The 16,849-nt window shown below is 36.0% G+C and carries 15 protein-coding genes; 6 read left to right on the top strand and 9 right to left on the bottom strand.

The window, feature by feature from the left end; genetic code table 11:
* Positions 1 to 14: 14 nt before the first annotated feature.
* The 5 genes from glgA to ABN256_RS01505 all read right to left on the bottom strand — a co-directional run bounded on the left by glgA (position 15) and on the right by ABN256_RS01505 (position 8,316).
* Complete coding sequence (gene glgA, locus ABN256_RS01525) at positions 15 to 1,448, bottom strand: glycogen synthase GlgA (protein WP_340896538.1); 1,434 nt, start codon at positions 1,446 to 1,448, stop codon at positions 15 to 17.
* Complete coding sequence (glgC, locus tag ABN256_RS01520; RefSeq protein WP_072068116.1) at positions 1,445 to 2,794, bottom strand: glucose-1-phosphate adenylyltransferase; 1,350 nt, start codon at positions 2,792 to 2,794, stop codon at positions 1,445 to 1,447. Before glgC ends, glgA begins: the two co-directional genes overlap by 4 nt.
* Before the next feature lie 21 nt (positions 2,795 to 2,815).
* Positions 2,816 to 4,885 (bottom strand): glycogen debranching protein GlgX, encoded by a 2,070-nt coding sequence (gene glgX / locus ABN256_RS01515; protein WP_197269184.1) that lies wholly within the window; start codon positions 4,883 to 4,885, stop codon positions 2,816 to 2,818.
* Position 4,886: 1 nt separating this feature from the next.
* Positions 4,887 to 7,070 (bottom strand): 1,4-alpha-glucan branching protein GlgB, encoded by a 2,184-nt coding sequence (glgB, locus tag ABN256_RS01510; protein WP_340896533.1) that lies wholly within the window; start codon positions 7,068 to 7,070, stop codon positions 4,887 to 4,889.
* Between the two features lie 364 nt (positions 7,071 to 7,434).
* Positions 7,435 to 8,316, bottom strand: a complete 882-nt coding sequence (locus ABN256_RS01505; RefSeq protein WP_231619295.1) for a LysR substrate-binding domain-containing protein — start codon at positions 8,314 to 8,316, stop codon at positions 7,435 to 7,437.
* Positions 8,317 to 8,460: 144 nt separating this feature from the next.
* On the opposite strand from ABN256_RS01505, the gene ABN256_RS01500 reads away from it, so the two are divergent.
* Complete coding sequence (locus ABN256_RS01500; RefSeq protein WP_340896530.1) at positions 8,461 to 9,186, top strand: sulfite exporter TauE/SafE family protein; 726 nt, start codon at positions 8,461 to 8,463, stop codon at positions 9,184 to 9,186.
* A gap of 27 nt (positions 9,187 to 9,213) precedes the next feature.
* On the opposite strand, the gene ABN256_RS01495 is transcribed toward ABN256_RS01500, so the two are convergent.
* A complete protein-coding gene (locus tag ABN256_RS01495; RefSeq protein WP_196553012.1) occupies positions 9,214 to 9,837 on the bottom strand; it encodes a TetR family transcriptional regulator in 624 nt (207 codons plus the stop codon).
* Between the two features lie 85 nt (positions 9,838 to 9,922).
* Between ABN256_RS01495 and ABN256_RS01490 the strand changes: the two genes are divergently transcribed.
* Both ABN256_RS01490 and ABN256_RS01485 read left to right on the top strand, forming a co-directional pair.
* On the top strand, positions 9,923 to 10,681 hold the full coding sequence (locus ABN256_RS01490; protein ID WP_196553013.1) for a DJ-1/PfpI family protein: 759 nt from the start codon (positions 9,923 to 9,925) through the stop codon (positions 10,679 to 10,681).
* A gap of 80 nt (positions 10,682 to 10,761) precedes the next feature.
* Positions 10,762 to 11,358 carry a maltose acetyltransferase domain-containing protein gene (locus ABN256_RS01485; RefSeq protein ID WP_196553014.1) on the top strand — a complete coding sequence of 199 codons (597 nt, stop codon included), beginning with the start codon at positions 10,762 to 10,764 and terminating at the stop codon, positions 11,356 to 11,358.
* Between the two features lie 47 nt (positions 11,359 to 11,405).
* Here the strand turns inward: ABN256_RS01485 and ABN256_RS01480 are convergent, their stop codons facing one another.
* Together ABN256_RS01480 and ABN256_RS01475 are read right to left on the bottom strand one after the other, a co-directional pair.
* On the bottom strand, positions 11,406 to 12,173 hold the full coding sequence (locus tag ABN256_RS01480) for a GNAT family N-acetyltransferase (protein ID WP_072068109.1): 768 nt from the start codon (positions 12,171 to 12,173) through the stop codon (positions 11,406 to 11,408).
* 9 nt (positions 12,174 to 12,182) lie between these two features.
* Positions 12,183 to 12,725: an NAD(P)/FAD-dependent oxidoreductase gene (locus ABN256_RS01475; RefSeq protein WP_349439198.1), complete on the bottom strand. Its 543-nt coding sequence runs from the start codon at positions 12,723 to 12,725 to the stop codon at positions 12,183 to 12,185.
* 570 nt (positions 12,726 to 13,295) lie between these two features.
* Between ABN256_RS01475 and leuE the strand changes: the two genes are divergently transcribed.
* Positions 13,296 to 13,943: a leucine efflux protein LeuE gene (gene leuE / locus ABN256_RS01470; protein ID WP_196553017.1), complete on the top strand. Its 648-nt coding sequence runs from the start codon at positions 13,296 to 13,298 to the stop codon at positions 13,941 to 13,943.
* Between the two features lie 71 nt (positions 13,944 to 14,014).
* On the opposite strand, the gene ABN256_RS01465 is transcribed toward leuE, so the two are convergent.
* Entirely contained in the window at positions 14,015 to 15,034 is a 1,020-nt protein-coding gene (locus ABN256_RS01465) for a methyltransferase (protein WP_231619297.1), read from the bottom strand.
* 237 nt (positions 15,035 to 15,271) lie between these two features.
* Here ABN256_RS01465 and ABN256_RS01460 point away from each other — a divergent pair, with 237 nt between their 5' ends.
* Positions 15,272 to 15,892 carry a DNA-3-methyladenine glycosylase family protein gene (locus ABN256_RS01460; protein WP_196553018.1) on the top strand — a complete coding sequence of 207 codons (621 nt, stop codon included), beginning with the start codon at positions 15,272 to 15,274 and terminating at the stop codon, positions 15,890 to 15,892.
* 65 nt (positions 15,893 to 15,957) lie between these two features.
* A complete protein-coding gene (gene ada / locus ABN256_RS01455; protein ID WP_196553019.1) occupies positions 15,958 to 16,806 on the top strand; it encodes a bifunctional DNA-binding transcriptional regulator/O6-methylguanine-DNA methyltransferase Ada in 849 nt (282 codons plus the stop codon).
* Positions 16,807 to 16,849: the final 43 nt, after the last annotated feature.

Below are 16,849 nucleotides of genomic sequence, written 5' to 3'. Positions count from 1 at the left end.
AATAGACATCATGTCTATAAACGGTGATACAGCGTTGCATATGTCTTAGCCGCTGTTTCCCAACTAAAAATAGTTTGGTTCATGGCATCTGTTTGAACTTGTTGCCATTGTTTTGGCATACCCCATAAAGTAAAGGCTCGATTGATAGCAAGACGCAAATCATCAGGTGTTGCTTCATGGAAAACAAAACCTGTAGCTTTATGATGGGCTAGATTTTCTAATGAACAATCATTCACCGTATCAGCTAATCCACCGGTGTGCCTCACTAAAGGAAGTGTGCCGTATTTCAAACCATATAACTGAGTTAACCCACAAGGTTCAAAACGACTAGGCACCATAATCACATCAGCACCCGCGACGACTTGGTGTGAAAAACTTTCGTCATAACCAATATGAACTGCTACATTTTGCGGATATTGTTGTTGAGCATGTAAAAATGCGGATTCAAGATGACTATCACCTGTACCTAACAACACAAATTGGCCACCTTGATCAACAATATCAGGTAATACGTCAATCACTAAATCAAGCCCTTTTTGTGATGTTAAACGGCTCACAACAGCAAAAAGAGGAGCTTTATTATTAACAGGTAAACCGCATTTTTTCTGTAAGGCTGTTTTATTTTCTAGGCGTTTATTGAGGCTGTTTATATCATAGCGACGTGTAATTAAGTTATCCGTTGCAGGCTCCCAAATCGCTTCATCTATGCCATTTAATATGCCACTTAATCGCTGTTCATCCGTACGTTGACGCAATAAACCTTCAAGTCCATAACCAAATTCAGGGCGCGTTATCTCTTTGGCATACGTTGGGCTAACCGTCGTAATATGATTTGCATAAAACAAGCCCGCTTTTAAGAATGAAATTTGTCCGTAATATTCCAGTCCATTAATTGAAAAACTGTAATCAGGTAATTCAAGTTGATGCAGATGATAAGGTGAGAACTCACCTTTATAAGCCAGATTATGAACGGTAAAAACAGATTTTGCTGAATAATGTTTAACTGCTAAATAAGCACAAGCAAGTCCAGCATGCCAATCATGGGCGTGAACAACATCAGCTCGCCATAAAGGATCTAACCCCGCTGATAATTCGCTTGCTACCCAACCTAATAAGGCAAAACGAAAAACATTATCACTATAAGCATGTTGATATTCATCGTGATAAGGGCTACCAGTACGTTGATAAAGATGAGGTGCATCAATAAGATAAATATCAACACCTTGGTATTGTCCATAAAGCAGAGAAACATTACCGGCAAAGGTGTCGATCTTAGTGACTAATTTGAGATCAGGAATATTATCTTTGATAGCAGGAAACGCAGGTATAACAACCCGCGCATCTAAACCTATCTTTTTCTGAGCTAAAGGCAAAGAGCCCATAACATCAGCTAATCCCCCTGTTTTTAGCAGAGGGAATAATTCAGAACAACAGTGAAGGACATTCACGAAAATGCCTCCTCATTTTGAGGTTTTTGTTCTTCGTTTTTCTCAATTGAGTTTTCTTTTTTTTGATGTGCTAATTGTTCAAGCATTTCTCTTGTCACTAGCACAATACCTTCTTCAGTACGATGAAAACGAGCCGCATCATCTTCTGCATTCATACCAATGACTGTCCCTTCGGGGATAGTACAACTGCGCTCAATAATACAACGTTTTAAGTAGCAGTGATGACTCACGGTAACGTCCGGTAAAATGACAGAATCTTCAATGTGGCAGAAAGATTCAACGCGAACCAATGGGAATAAAATAGAAGAATAGAGGGTTGAACCATTGATAATACAGCCATCTGCAATCAAAGAGTTCATCATTTGCCCATGTTCACCATGATTATCTTGTACAAATTTTGCAGGGGGGAGCGGGGTCATAAAGGTACGAATTGGCCAATCTTTGGCATACATATCAAGCTCTGGTGTCACTGAGGCTAAATCAAGGTTTGCAGACCAATACGCTTCAATGGTTCCTACATCACGCCAATAAGGTGCTACAGACGGATCAGAACTAACGCAAGATAGTTCAAATGGGTGAGCCAACACATCACCACGTTCAGTGATTTTAGGAATAATATCTTGGCCAAAATCATGATGTGAATCAGGATCACGACTATCTTCTTCTAATAAATCAAATAGATAATCTCTATCAACTACATAAATCCCCATGCTAGCTAATGAATGATCTGGATCATCAGGAATGCACGGTGGGTTTGAAGGCTTTTCTAGGAAATTTAGTACTCGACGATTTTCATCGATATCCATAATACCAAACTGGAATGCATCTTCTTTAGGTACTCGAATACAGGCAACAGTAAATTTTGATTTATTTTCTACGTGATCAAGCAATAAACGCGCATAGTTCATTTTGTAAATATGATCACCCGCTAAAATCACCACATATTTAGCTTTGTAGCTACGAAGAATATCAAGGTTTTGATATATCGCATCAGCCGTACCCATATACCAATGATCAGTATTACGACGTTGTTGAGCCGGTAATAAGTCAACAAATTCATTCATGTCTTCATTAAAAAATGACCAACCACGTTGAATGTGTTGAACGAGGGAGTGCGATTGATACTGGGTTATTACGCCAATACGACGGATCCCTGAATTAAGACAGTTTGATAGCGTAAAGTCGATAATTCGAAATTTCCCACCAAAGAAAACCGCCGGTTTTGCACGTTTCGCCGTCAATGCTTTTAAACGTGTGCCACGACCTCCAGCTAAAACGAGTGCAATTGCCTCTTTAGGAAGTTGTTGTGCCAACATTAATTTTTGGCCTTGTTCTGTTGTCATCATAGTTATAGCACTCCAATCAAATTACTTAACTTGGGAGGAAATATTGGGTAATTTTTCAGTAGAAGACTGAGTATAAAAAACGCTATTTCGCCAAAGGGTGATACTGTTAGGTTGTACTTCACAATGCTGAGATTGTGTTGGGTGACAAAGAGGCCAGCTAGCCGTATCAAGCAAGCAAGACCAAGACCCTTCAGGTAAAGAAAAGACAGCGCTGTTTCTTAATGGGTTAATCATTAAAATCCATTGTTGCGCTAAAAAAAGTTGTAATGGTGAGGGAGGAAGTTGTTGCCAATCTTCATGGCTCATAGGTTGAGCATCTTGATTGAGCCAAATAACATTTTCACTATCTTCTTCCCACCATTTAAGAGAACTTAAAGGTGTAATTTGGTGACGTAATTCAATAAGGTGGCGAATGTAATCAGTTAAGTCATAAGGTTGATGAAACCATTTGATCCAACTGACTTTATTATCCTGACAATAAGCGTTGTTATTACCATATTGCGTATTACCCACTTCATCACCGGCGAGTAAATGAGGTGTTCCTCTAGAAAGCAGTAAGGTTGCCAGCATATTCCTTGTCGCAAGCAATCTGTATTGACCTATTTTTTCGTTAACTATCAAACCCTCTTCACCAAAATTCACACTGTAATTGGTGTTATGTCCATCTAGGTTTGATTCTCCATTCTCCTCGTTATGCTTATTCTGATAACTCACTAAATCCCGCAGTGTAAAGCCATCATGGCTCGTTATCATATTGATACTAGAATAAGGAGGCCGACCGTTTTTATGGTATAGCTTTGCAGAGCCAGTAATGTTGTCTGCAAATGTTGCAATAGATACATCTCGCCATAACCAAAAACGACGAATAACATCACGGTAGCCGTCATTCCATTCTGTAAATGGAACTGGGAAATTACCGACTTGATAGCCATCAGAGCCTAAATCCCATGGCTCTGCGATAAGTTTAATGCGTGAAAGAAGCGGATCTTGGCGAATAGCCGTTAATAATGGTGATTGTGTATCAAAATAAGGAACGCGGCCAAGACTGGTTGCCAAATCAAAGCGGAAGCCATCAATATGAAATTCGGTAACCCAATAACGTAGGCAATCCATTACCCACTGCACTGTTTCAGGGCGACTTAAATTGAGAGTATTGCCACATCCTGTCCAATTTTGAGCTTTGTTTTCATCGTTTAGCCAATAATAGCTTTGGTTATCAATACCACGTTGAGAAACAATATAACCTTCATATTGGTCACTTAATTCCGCAGTATGATTGAATACCACATCTAGAATGACTTCAATATTGGCTTTATGCAGGCATCTTACGGCTTCTCGAAATTCATCAATAATATTCCGACCTGTGTTGGAATAATATTGTGTAGATAAAGCAAAAGGCGCTAATACGTTATAACCCCAATAATTTTTTAATCCGATTTTATGAAGATGAGGTTCTGTTAAATGATATTGAATAGGCAATAATTCCAATGCCGTAATACCTAGTTTTTTCAGATGAGAAATAAAAGCAGGGTGACCTAATGCTGCATAAGTTCCTGCAATTGTTTCAGGTATATCTGGATGAAGTTTTGTTAGTCCTTTGACATGTCCTTCATAAATAATAGTTTCTGACCAAGGTGTGTTTAAGCGTTGATAAGTGCCTTTTTCTTTATAATAGTGACAAAAACAACCACTATCATCCGTGATAACTGCTTTAGGTGTTATTGCGCTATCATCATGTTCTAATGCATTAAAAACAGGAGATGTATAAGGCAAGGTGTTATCCACGATACCTGTAACTTGTCTCGCATAAGGATCTAATAACAACTGTTGAGGTTGATAGAATAATCCTTGTTCTGGGTTCCATTCACCTTCTACACGATAGCCATAATGCAAACCGGGCCCTGCACCGGGTAAGTATCCATGCCAAATAGCTCCCGTTTTGCCAGGTAATGGATAGCGGATCTCTTTGCCTGCTTTATCAAACAGGCAAAGTATGACTTTAGTGGCATTTTCACTAAAGAGTGTAAAATTTACTCCATAGCCATCATAATGACTGCCCATAGGGAAAGGGCGACCATAATCTAAAGACATATTAATCCTTCAATTTTAAATAGAGTGTTGCAAGTGGCGGTAGCGTCAATGACAAAGAGTAGGCTTTACCATTAAATTCACTTGCTATTGCCTCTATTTCACCTAGATTTCCCACATTACTTCCGTTGTAAAATTCAGAATCACTATTGAGTATTTCCTGATAAGCGCCGGCTTTATTCACACCCACGACATAGTTGTGATGAACAACGGGAGTAAAATTGCTTATCACAATAATTTCATTGCCTTGTACATCTTTACGGCAGAAAGCGAAAACAGAATTGTCATGATCATCAACGGTGAGCCATTCAAAGCCTTCTCGTTCAAAGTCACATTCATAAAGAGGAGTATTCGCTTGATAGGAAAGATTCAAATCTCGCACAAAGTGCTGAACACCTTGGTGTGGGCTATTTGGTGTTTCAAGAAGATGCCAATCTAAGCTATTGTCGTGATCCCATTCACGCCATTGTGCAAATTCGCATCCCATAAATAGTAGCTTTTTGCCCGGATAAGCCCACATAAAACCTAAATAAGCACGTAAATTAGCAAATTTTTGCCAATCATCACCCACCATACGACCAATCAACGAACCTTTACCATGCACAAACTCATCGTGAGAAAGAGGCAGAACAAAGTTTTCGTTATAGGCATAGAGCATGCCAAAGGTCATTTGATTGTGGTGATATTTACGATAGATAGGATCACGTTGCATATATGCCAACGTGTCATGCATCCATCCCATATTCCATTTGTAGTTAAAACCTAAACCTCCATCATCTGGCGGTAAGGTAACACCGAGGAAATCAGTTGATTCTTCAGCAATCGTGATGGTGCCAGGGCAAGTTGTACCTAATAATTTATTGGTATAACGAAGAAAATCAATGGCTTCTAAGTTTTCTCGTCCACCATGTTTATTCGGGATCCATTCACCTTCTTTTCGGCTATAGTCACGATAAAGCATGGAAGCAACAGCATCGAAACGGAAACCATCAAGTGCAAAATGTTCATGCCAATACAATAAATTGCCTGAAAGGTAATTCAGTACCTCATTACGACCATAGTTATAAATTAAGGTGTTCCAATCTGGATGAAAGCCTTCTCGTCTATCAGCATATTCATAGAGCGATGTGCCATCAAAATTACGTAAACCGTAGTCATCTTCAGGGAAATGGCCGGGAACCCAATCTAAAATAACGCTAATTTCAGCCTGATGAGCTGCTTCAATAAAATCACGGAAATCCATAGGTGAACCAAAGCGACGAGTTGGTGAATATAACCCTAAAGGTTGATATCCCCATGAACCATCAAAGGGATGCTCATTAATAGGCAATAGTTCGATATGGGTAAAGCCCATTTCTTTAACGTAGGGAATTAACTGTTCGGCTAATTCACGATAACTTAACCAACTTTGATCGTCAGTATGTCGGCGCCATGAGCCTAAATGAACTTCATAAATAGAGATAGGCGCATTACGTTGATTTGCTTGCTGACGTGACAATGGCATTGGTTTAACGGAAGGTAATGTATTAATAATTGATGCGGTTTCAGGGCGTATCTGTGTTTCAAAAGCATAAGGATCTGCTTTTAATCGACGTTCTCCATTGGCATCTAAAATAGCGAATTTATAGCAATCACCAAGATGGGCTTGTGGAATAAAAAGCTCCCAAATTCCACTTTCACGACGTAATCGCATAGGAAAACGCCTTTCATCCCAAAATGAGAAATCGCCAACCACACTCACACTTTGTGCATTTGGTGCCCATACAGCAAAAGTAATACCATCAATATCACCTAATTTAGCGGGGTGAGCGCCTAAACATTGATAAGGGCGAGAATGATGACCTTGTGCTAAAAACCAAATATCCATTTCTTGCAGTAAAATACCGAACTGATAAGGATCATCAACAATCCCTTGTGCATTTTCCCAAGTAACATCTAAACAATAACTAAAACGACGTTTACGTCGGGAGATTGCACCACAGAAAAAACCACTAGGATGTTTGCGTTCTAACGTCGCGACTTTTCTGCCATTCTTTCTATCGATGACACTGACTGAAACAGCATCAGGTAAAAATGCACGAACTTCTAAACCTGCCGATGTTTCATGCATACCAAGAAGTGCAAAAGGATCAGACTCATACCCATTGATTAGTTTTTCTATTGCTTTTTTTGTCACAGCTACAGACATCGTATCGTCCTTCGTTGCCAGCAAATAAATTAATAAATTTTATATATAAATGTCAGCATAGAACGTTAATTTAAGTTAAACAATAAGTGTTTTTAACAGATTATTTAAAAATATAATAATCATCATGGGTTAATATACTTAAAATTTGCCTTTAATTTATTGAATGTAAATGGGTTTGATATAAGGAGCAGAGTAAGGTAGCGAATTATAAATACAGCACAAATAGCGTTTTTACCTAATCTAAAAAAGAGAATGATATTAAATATTTTTAATTAAACACTTAAGATAGAGTTTTAAAAAGTATAAGTAATAAGAGTAAAATCGTCATTTTTATGAAAAAAAAACACTTATTTCATTAGCAAAATTAACTTTTTTGTTGTGTGAGCCATTGCTCAAAATCAAGGTGTGTTTTGGTTTTTTGTACACCTAATGGTGTTAATGCATAGTAATAAAGAGGGGCTATTTGAATGTTAGGAAATAAGATTTTTAAAGTCCCTCGATTTATCTCATTCGATAAAATTGAGATTGGACCAATGCCTATTCCTAAACCTTCGATAATTGCTTGAAGTGAAATATGAAAGTGATCAAAACGATACTGACGCAAAAATGATCGCTGAGTATTAAGCTGAGCCGCAATTAGCCATTGTTGCCAATGGCCAGGGCGAGTGAGTGTATCGATGGCAGGGCAATTAAAAATGTCTTCTAAATTGGTGACACTGTAACGTTTAAGTAGTTTTTCAGAGGCAACTAAACAATGCACATCCTTTAGAAAAACAATAGATGAATATTCTTGTTGCTGAGGTTGAGGACGAATAATTAAATCATCATGGCTGATTAAATGAAATCGCTCACTATTTGCTGAGGCAATTTGAATGTTGGCATTAGGATATTGAAGATAAAAATCCTCCATTCTTGGAATAAGCCATTTTAAACATAATGTTGTAGGAACACTGATATTTAAAATATCGTTTTTACCACCATTACCATAACGAACACCAATGTCATTAAGCTTATCAAAAACATCACTTAATTCTTGTGCCAATGTTAATGCATAGGGAGTTGGTACACGACGTAAACCTTGTTTGTTAAATAACGTAACACCAAACCATTTTTCAACAACTTGAATATGTCTGCTAATTGCACCATGAGTTACACATAGTGTTTGTGCGGCTTCTGTATAACTTTGGCTATGACAAGCAACTAAGAAAGCACGTAATGACGGTAATGGAGGAAGGTTTCTCATCATAATTTTCTCATCATAGTTTACTTATCATCAATAAAGCAGTCTTTCTGATTAAAACTCACAGTACAGTGATATTTTATCACAGGTAAAAATAAAGAAGGCAGGTATGATACAGCGTCTTTAACTTATTGAACTTAAAGGATGATAATGAGTTTTATCGCAGTTATTTTATTAGCAGTACTTTCTGGTATCATCAGCGGAGTAGTTGGAACAGGCTCTTCTATTTTACTTATTCCTGCATTAACTTATGTATTTGGCGCTAAAGAGGCGGTGCCTATTATGGCTCTTGCCTCAGTAATGGGAAATTTATCTCGTATTTATTTATGGCGCCATAGTATATGTTTTAAGCCACTTTTTTATTATTTATTAGCTGGTATTCCCGCGGTTATTTTAGGTGCAAATACATTGTGGGTTATGTCTGAAAAATGGCTCAATATTGGGATGGGACTGTTCTTTATTTTGATGATCCCAATTATTCATTTATTACGCCAACATCAAATTAAAATAAAACCTTACCAAGTTATTATTGCTGGTGCAGTTATCGGCTATTTAACCGGGGTTGTTTTTTCTACTGGGCCATTAACTATTCCAATATTTTCTGCATATGGGCTAACACTAGGGCCATTACTAGCAACAGAAGCGGCTGCTTCGTTTATTATTTATCTCACCAAAGCCCTAACCTTTAGCCAACTTGGAGCCGTTAATAGCTTTATCCTAATTAGTGGAATGTTAGTGGGTTGTGGCTTAACCATGGGAAATTTCCTTGGCAAAAAGCTAGTATTAAAACTGACACCTAAGCTATTCCAAGGGCTATTAGATGTCATGTTAATTTTTGCTGGTGGCTCACTGCTTTTTAATGGTTTTTTCTCTTAAATAACGAATGCAAATTACTTATTTTCTTTATTCATCATAATAATCTGATAAATAAGGCGCTAATATAATCAATGAGAGATCAGCGAGTGGCAACAATTCATCAATTGTAGCGCCTGATCTTGCTCTTAAGGAAATGGAATGTAATAACGCGATCATCCCCAATGCAATAGTGTGAATATCGGTTCCTTCTTTTAGTTCACCCACTTCTAATGCTTCTTGCAAGGCATCTTCAACTTGCTGAGTTTGTGCATTAATAACCTGATTTAGCATATTCTTGATTGCAGGATCGGCAATTTCAGTCACTGCGGTTGAAAGCACCATACAACCAGTTAATCCATCATTATCTGTATAAAAATGGATAGCCGAATTCAGATAACGTTTTATTCTTACGGTAATTTTATCTTTCGGTGACTGTTTTTCTAATTCATGGCGATAACGTGTAGAAGCAATATGATTAAAGCGTTCAATGGCTTTTTCATACAATGCGGCTTTATTACCAAATGCAGCATAAAGACTTGGCTTATTCATCTGAGTTTCAATGACCAAGTCATCCATAGATGTTGCAGTAAATCCTTTTCGCCAAAATAATGCCATTATTTTTTCAAGAGCGGCATCGCTATCATAACGACGAGGGCGACCTTTTTTTTGCATTTTATACCAGTTAGTAAGAAATTCATTTACTCAGTATAAAACAAATGTCATTATTTTACTAACCAGTACAAAATAGGAAAGTAAAATGAATCACAATGAAATGCTGTATGGAAAAAATATGCCCTCTATTATCAGGCTCGTTGAAGAAGGGCGTAAGCAGCAATTAAAACCATTGAAAATAGGTATTTTTGTCTGTCCAGGCTTTATGCCTATGGATATTAACGGTGCTCAATCAGTCTTTACAATTGCGAGTGCTGAAATTTATTTTATCTGGAAAAAGAAAGAGTTAGTTGAAGGATATATTGGTTGGCCAACAATGCCCACTATGACTTTTGATGAATGCCCTGAAGATCTTGATGTACTAGTCGTAGGAATGGTACCACCAGAAATTGTTGAAGATGAAGAGACACTGACATTTTTTGCTAACATGGGTAATAAAGCACGTTATGTTATTGGTACATGTTACGGCTCTTTAGTTTTAGGTGCAGCAGGATTATTAAAAGGTAAAAAAGCAACCAGTAATTCAAATGTCGTTCCGATGTTACCTGATATGGGGGCCATAGCTGTAGAGGGAAGTGATGTTGTTATTGATGGCAATATTTATACTTCGGGGCCAGCAACAGGCTCGTTCGATGCCTCATTATTAGTATTAGAACAATTACTCGGCACGCCTTTTGCTCAATTGGTAGAGCTTGCTATTGAGTATGATCCACGTCCGCCTTTTGGTACAGGTTCACCTGCATTAGCAGGCACAGAAATGACGGCAATTTCACAAAGCTTAACCGCTAATTTAAATGCTCAATTTCATCAAGCTGCACGTAATGGTCTTAAAAAGTGCCGTTAATTTAGATTAATTCACGTTAGAATGAGGTGATAAATATTGAAGTTTACCTAAACTGTTTTATTCAATTTCGGAGCATCACAATGACAGAATATGAAAAAATGGTATCAGGTCATCTTTATCATGCAAATAAAGATGACAGCTTGAAGCCCTTAAGAACAAAAGCACGCGAAATTGTTTATGATTTTAATATAACGCGGCCGTCTGAAGTTGAAAAAAGAAAAGCTTATTTAAAGAAACTATTCGGTAAAACAGGTGAAAATTTTTCTATTGAACCTCCATTTCATTGTGACTATGGGCAATTAATTGAAATTGGAGAGGGATTTTATGCCAATTTCAATTTAACGATATTAGATTGTGCACCTGTGAAAATTGGAAACAATGTAATGTGTGCACCGAATGTTAGCATTTTAACTGCAACTCATCCTATTGATCCTGAAATACGCAGCAGTGAACTTGAATATGCATTACCTATTACTATTGGCAATTCAGTATGGTTAGGTGCTGGGTGCATTATTTTACCCGGCGTAACTATTGGTGATAATTGTGTTATTGGTGCGGGCAGTGTAGTAACAAAATCTATTCCAGCTAATTGTGTTGCTGTTGGCAATCCCTGTCGTGTAATAAGACAAATCAGTGATAAAGATAAAACAGATGCAGAAAGAAGGTTGAAACTTTAATTACTAAAAATCAAGGCTCAATAAGTTTATTGAGCCTTATGATAAAGTTACTCTTTAATAAAACTTAAATAGTTAAAGAGGGATTTAAAACCAAATTTACGGTATAGCGCCAAACCATCTGCGGATGCATCTAAGAAACAACGCTCTACACCTTGCTCACGGCAAAACTCTAAAACGTGTTTAATTAAATGAGTTGCATAGCCATTGCCTTGATAAGCAACATCTGTCCCAATATCGTCAAAGCGCGCTAATTTATCATGCAACGTCAGCGTTAATGACGATACGGGCTGACCTTCAACTAACAGAGCATAATGGAAAATAGTCGCGCCATTATCTAATGCTTTTTGATGATAACGAATATACTCATTAACAATCGTATCATCACTGTCATCTCCCACAGGAAATGCTGTTTTTAGCGGATGTGCCCATTGTTCTAGGTTATGATTGGTGAGAATAATATCGCATGGATTATTTCGATAAGAAGGGTAAACCGCTTCTGACAACGTTAAATACATTGCTGTTGTCATACCGTCACCGGTATAGCCCGCATTTTTTATAATGTCTTCAAATTCAGGTAATAATGATTCAGGTAAAACCAAAATATGGTCTTTTTGTTGCGAAGAGAAAAGGGTACTTGCCTGCTGAAACGAGCCTTCTGTTGCGCCTTGACGTAAATAAATAAAGTTAAAAATTGGCGCGTCCATTGGTGTCATAAAGCAATGAGTATGATCACCAATACGAATATTATTTTCACAAATTTCTGACCAAAAAGCTTTTTCTACTACTTTAAATTCTTTATACAGTTGTGCATCCATAATGGTTCTCTAGCTAAATCGTGATAAGCGATAAGGAGTTAATAGAGGATTCGCTTTTTCGTAAATCAGTTCTTGTGCAACCAATTTACACAATAAAGGTGACAACGTCACGGCGGCGTGCATAGTAACAAGATATAGTCCCTGATAAGGAGATATTTCTCCAATAATTGGCATTTCATCTTTAGGCATGGGTCTTTCACCAACAATAACTTGTTCAATCGTTAGTTTACCTGTTTGCGTAAAATTATCATAAAAAGTCGCTTGTGCATGGAATGCAATGTGCTCAGGGTGATGTTCATCACTATTATCAATGTAATCTTCAGCTGCAATAATCTCATTTTGAGCAAAGTGACGTAACTCCATTTCTGGCGTTGAGATAATGCAAGGTAAAAACGGCGTTTCTGCATCTGTTGTTAATTTGAGTAAAATATTGGGTGACGCATATAAAGGTAAATCAATACTTTTTTCAGACAATAACGCTAAAGCGCCCACTCCCGCGGTTAAAATAACATGATCAGCATGCATTTTAATATTTTCTGTTTCTACACCAATAATGCGATGAGGTGCTTATATCCATTTTATTCTCTTAACGGTAATAGGAGGTAAGGTGATTTTTATGCTAAATGTAAAAAACAAACAGAATAATGGTTTTGAGAAAAATAATCTTATTTATCCTCTCACTTTTTGTGCTAATACATTTAATAACATGTTTATAAAAATCATTATTTTTCATAAGCATAGTTACTATGCTTACTGTTATTTTGATAATATTGAGTAGATATAAATCACAAAAAGAATAAAAAACCATAACACAAAACAAACAATAGGATATTACATCTAATATTTATCTAATTTGCAGTTTATAAGACTGATATTGTTTTTTATTTTGAACTTTATCGCTGTATAAATTTTAATTTCAGCATCATACTATAACGCACATTTAAACTGGTTTTTTAATCTAAATAAAACAATTAAAAAAGACTTACAAACTGCCTTTTGTTAATCAAAGTAGATTAATTGACTTATTTTTAGATTATATAAAGATTATTGTTTTACAAAAATATTATTATCGATATGATAGCTCACATATTCAGCATATTATTTTTTTAAAAAAGGCGTCGTATGTTAGAAAGTATCGGTATTTCAAATATTTGGACATACCTTTTAGGCGTTATTTTTATTACCTTAGTACCAGGTCCAAACTCGATTTTCGTCCTTACTTCCAGTGCGAAGCATGGGGTAAAAGGGGGGTATAAAGCCGCTCTTGGTGTTTTTACGGGTGATGCATTATTAATCTTTTTGGCATTTTTGGGGGTTGCTTCATTAGTCAAGACTTCACCCGTTTTCTTTATTGTTATTAAATATGCAGGTGCACTTTATTTAACCTATTTAGGTTTAAAGACATTATATGCAACGTTTCACAAGAAAAAAGAAACAACTGAACAATTATCAGAAGTGGCAATCAAAGCAAAAGATGGCCTTTATGTTAAGGCTCTATTTTTAAGTATGCTTAATCCTAAAATGATCATTTTTTATGTCTCTTTCTTTATTCAGTTTATTGATCCTAAATATGAAAATGCGGGTGTTCCATTTTTTGTATTAGGTGCAATTTTAGAAACATGTAGCATGATTTATTTATCAATTCTTATTTTTGGCGGAGTGGCTATTACTAATAAAGTAAAACATAACAAACGATTAGCATCATTATCAAATAGTTGTATAGGTGCGGTGTTCTTACTTTTTGGTGCAAAACTGGCGTTAACTGCATAATCTTTTTTCAATTTAAAAAGCCACTTTGAAAGTGGCTTTTTTTGTTACAAATAGACGATCTTTTCAATAAATTATTTAATAACAACTTCTAATATTGAATTATATGTTTCTGTTTTAATCACTTTATTAATTTTCAAATCTGATTGATCTAATAAAGCAATAAATTCATCTTCTGTGCGTTCGCCCGATTCAGGAAATGCACTCATACAAATCATATCCATATATTTAGCGACATCCGGTATATTTTTTTTAAAAATAACCGGTTCAATAATAAGTACTTTTGAATCCGCCTTCATTATTTTGCGTAAATTTTTAAAAATATTAATAACTTTTTCATTATTCCAATTGTGAACAATATATTTCATTAAATAAATATCAGATTCAGGATAATCTCCAAATAGATCACCTGGTATTAATTTCCAACGGCTATCATCACTTAATTCAACTAATTTTGTTCTTTCTAATACATGTGGGTGATCAAATAACTGTCCTTTTAACGTAGGATTTTCTTTTAAAATTTCCAATAATAATCCACCTAGCCCTCCAGCAATATCTGTCACTATTTTGTTCTCTGGAAATTTATAATGCTTAATAAGAAAATAATTTTCTATTTTTGATAAAGAGCTCATACCTGCTTGAAAATCATGATCTTCTCTTACATTATCTTGCCAATATTGATAAAAAGACATGCCATATAAGTTTTCAAAAGCAGGGTTACCCTGAACTGACTCAATAACATCGCCAACTGGGCGCCATAACGTTTCATTAGTTAACATTAATACGGCATCACGCAAGCTATATTTATGATCACTTAATAAAAATCGCCCCGCGGGAGCAAGAGAGTAACGCTCTCCTTCTGACTCATAAAATATACTTTCAGATGCTAACATTCTTAATATTCTATTTAAAACATAAGGAATTGAGTTCGTTTTCTTTGCAAGTTCATTTATATCTTTAGGCCCTTCTTTTAATAAATCTGCAATTTTTAATTTAGCTGCAACTCTTAAAGCGCCAGGAATAGTAAAGCTCATGGATTTTTTCATTAAATCTAATGCCGCTGATTTATTATTTAAATCTAAATTTTCATTCATAATATTAAACTCCATTGTGTAATGCAGGTGACTTGATAATAAAAAAACTTTTCAAATAAATTATAGGGTATTTTTTATTTGTGTTATTTTTATAAATATTTAAATTTCATTGTTAACTGTAATTGTTTCTATAATTATTATTCTGAGTATGAAAATAAAAAAGCAAGAAATGGAGTGCATAATATCTTGTTTTTCAAGTTATACTGACTTCTAATATATTTTTAATAGAGAATAGCTATGTATTTTCAGTATGGCGAAAAAGAGATAAAAACCTTAAAGCAGCGTGATAAACGCTTAGCTGCACTCATTGAAAGAATGGGTGACATTAAACGTCCTATTACACCTGATTTATTTACCGCATTAGTTAAAAACATTATTGAACAACAAATTTCTGTTTCTGCCGCCATAACGGTACACCAACGGCTATTGAATTTATGTGAGGGCATTTACACGCCAGAGCGTATTGCAAAATTATCAGAAAAAGAGGTACAGCAATGTGGAATGACTATGCGTAAAGCGGGTTATATTATCGGTATCGCAGATGCTGTTATTTCAGAAAAATTAGATTTAAATAAAATTCCTAATATGACAGATAAAGAGGTTATTGATACTTTAATTCAACTGAAAGGTATTGGAGTTTGGACAGCAGAAATGTTATTAATTTCTTCGCTTAATCGGCCAGATATTTTAAGTTGGGGAGATTTGGCCATTCAACGCGGAATTATGCGCCTTTATCGTCATAAAACATTAGATAAAGCACGTTTTGAGCGTTACCGTAAACGATATTCACCTTATGGCTCTACAGCATCGCTTTATTTATGGGCATTATCTAAAGAGCCTGAAATTATTGCGCAATAAACGGAGTTTTTTATTTATTATGACTGTTGATAATAACCGTAATCCCGCATTAAAGGACTGTCATAATGGAAAATAAGCGTAATCAACTTATTGAACAAGCCTGCCGTTTTATTGAACAAAATAACGGTGATGTTTCACTAGCTCGTATTGCTGAGCATGTTATGGCAAGCCCATATCATTTTCATCGTCTCTTTAAATCGATTATGGGTATCACTCCAAAAGATTATGCTAATGCCTACCGCCAAAAATTAATAAAAAAAGCCCTGATTGAAGATGGCAGTATTACTGATGCAATTTATCAATCAGGTTTTAATGCTAATAGCCGTTTTTATGAAAACGCAGCTGCAATATTAGGAATGACTCCAACCAATTGGCGTACAGGTGGTAAGAATATTGCTATCTTTTTTGCGATTGCACTGTGTTCTTTAGGTAATATTCTAGTGGCTCAAAGCGAAAAGGGAATTTGCGCTATTATGTTAGGAGATGATGCAGAACAATTATTAGAAGATTTACAAAAACAATTTCCTCTTGCTGAATTAATTGGTGCAAATAAAGAGTTTGAACAAATAATAGCTCAAGTTGTTGGTTTTATTGAATTACCTAAACAACCACTATCTTTGCCTCTTGATATTCAAGGTACTGTTTTTCAGCAAAAAGTGTGGCAGGCATTATTAGATATTCCTTTTGGTAGTACCATGACATATCAAGAAATTGCCAATAAAATAGGTTCCCCTAAAGCATATCGTGCCGTAGCAAATGCCTGTGCAGCTAATAAACTTGCTGTGGCGATACCTTGCCATCGTGTTATTCGTCAAAATGGCGAATTGTCAGGTTATCGTTGGGGGATCGAGCGTAAAGCAAAATTGCTTCAGACCGAAGCATCAAATAACACAATAATTAGCAAAAAAAGATAAAACACCAGTAAGACATGGTAAGATAATCAGCAAGTTATCAATT

Origin of the sequence: Proteus sp. fly-1008, assembly GCF_040140305.1 — a bacterium.
Classification (GTDB): Bacteria; Pseudomonadota; Gammaproteobacteria; order Enterobacterales; family Enterobacteriaceae; genus Proteus; species Proteus vulgaris_B.
The sequence above is the reverse complement of the archived record's forward strand: the minus strand, read 5'-3'. Positions and strand labels throughout refer to the sequence as shown.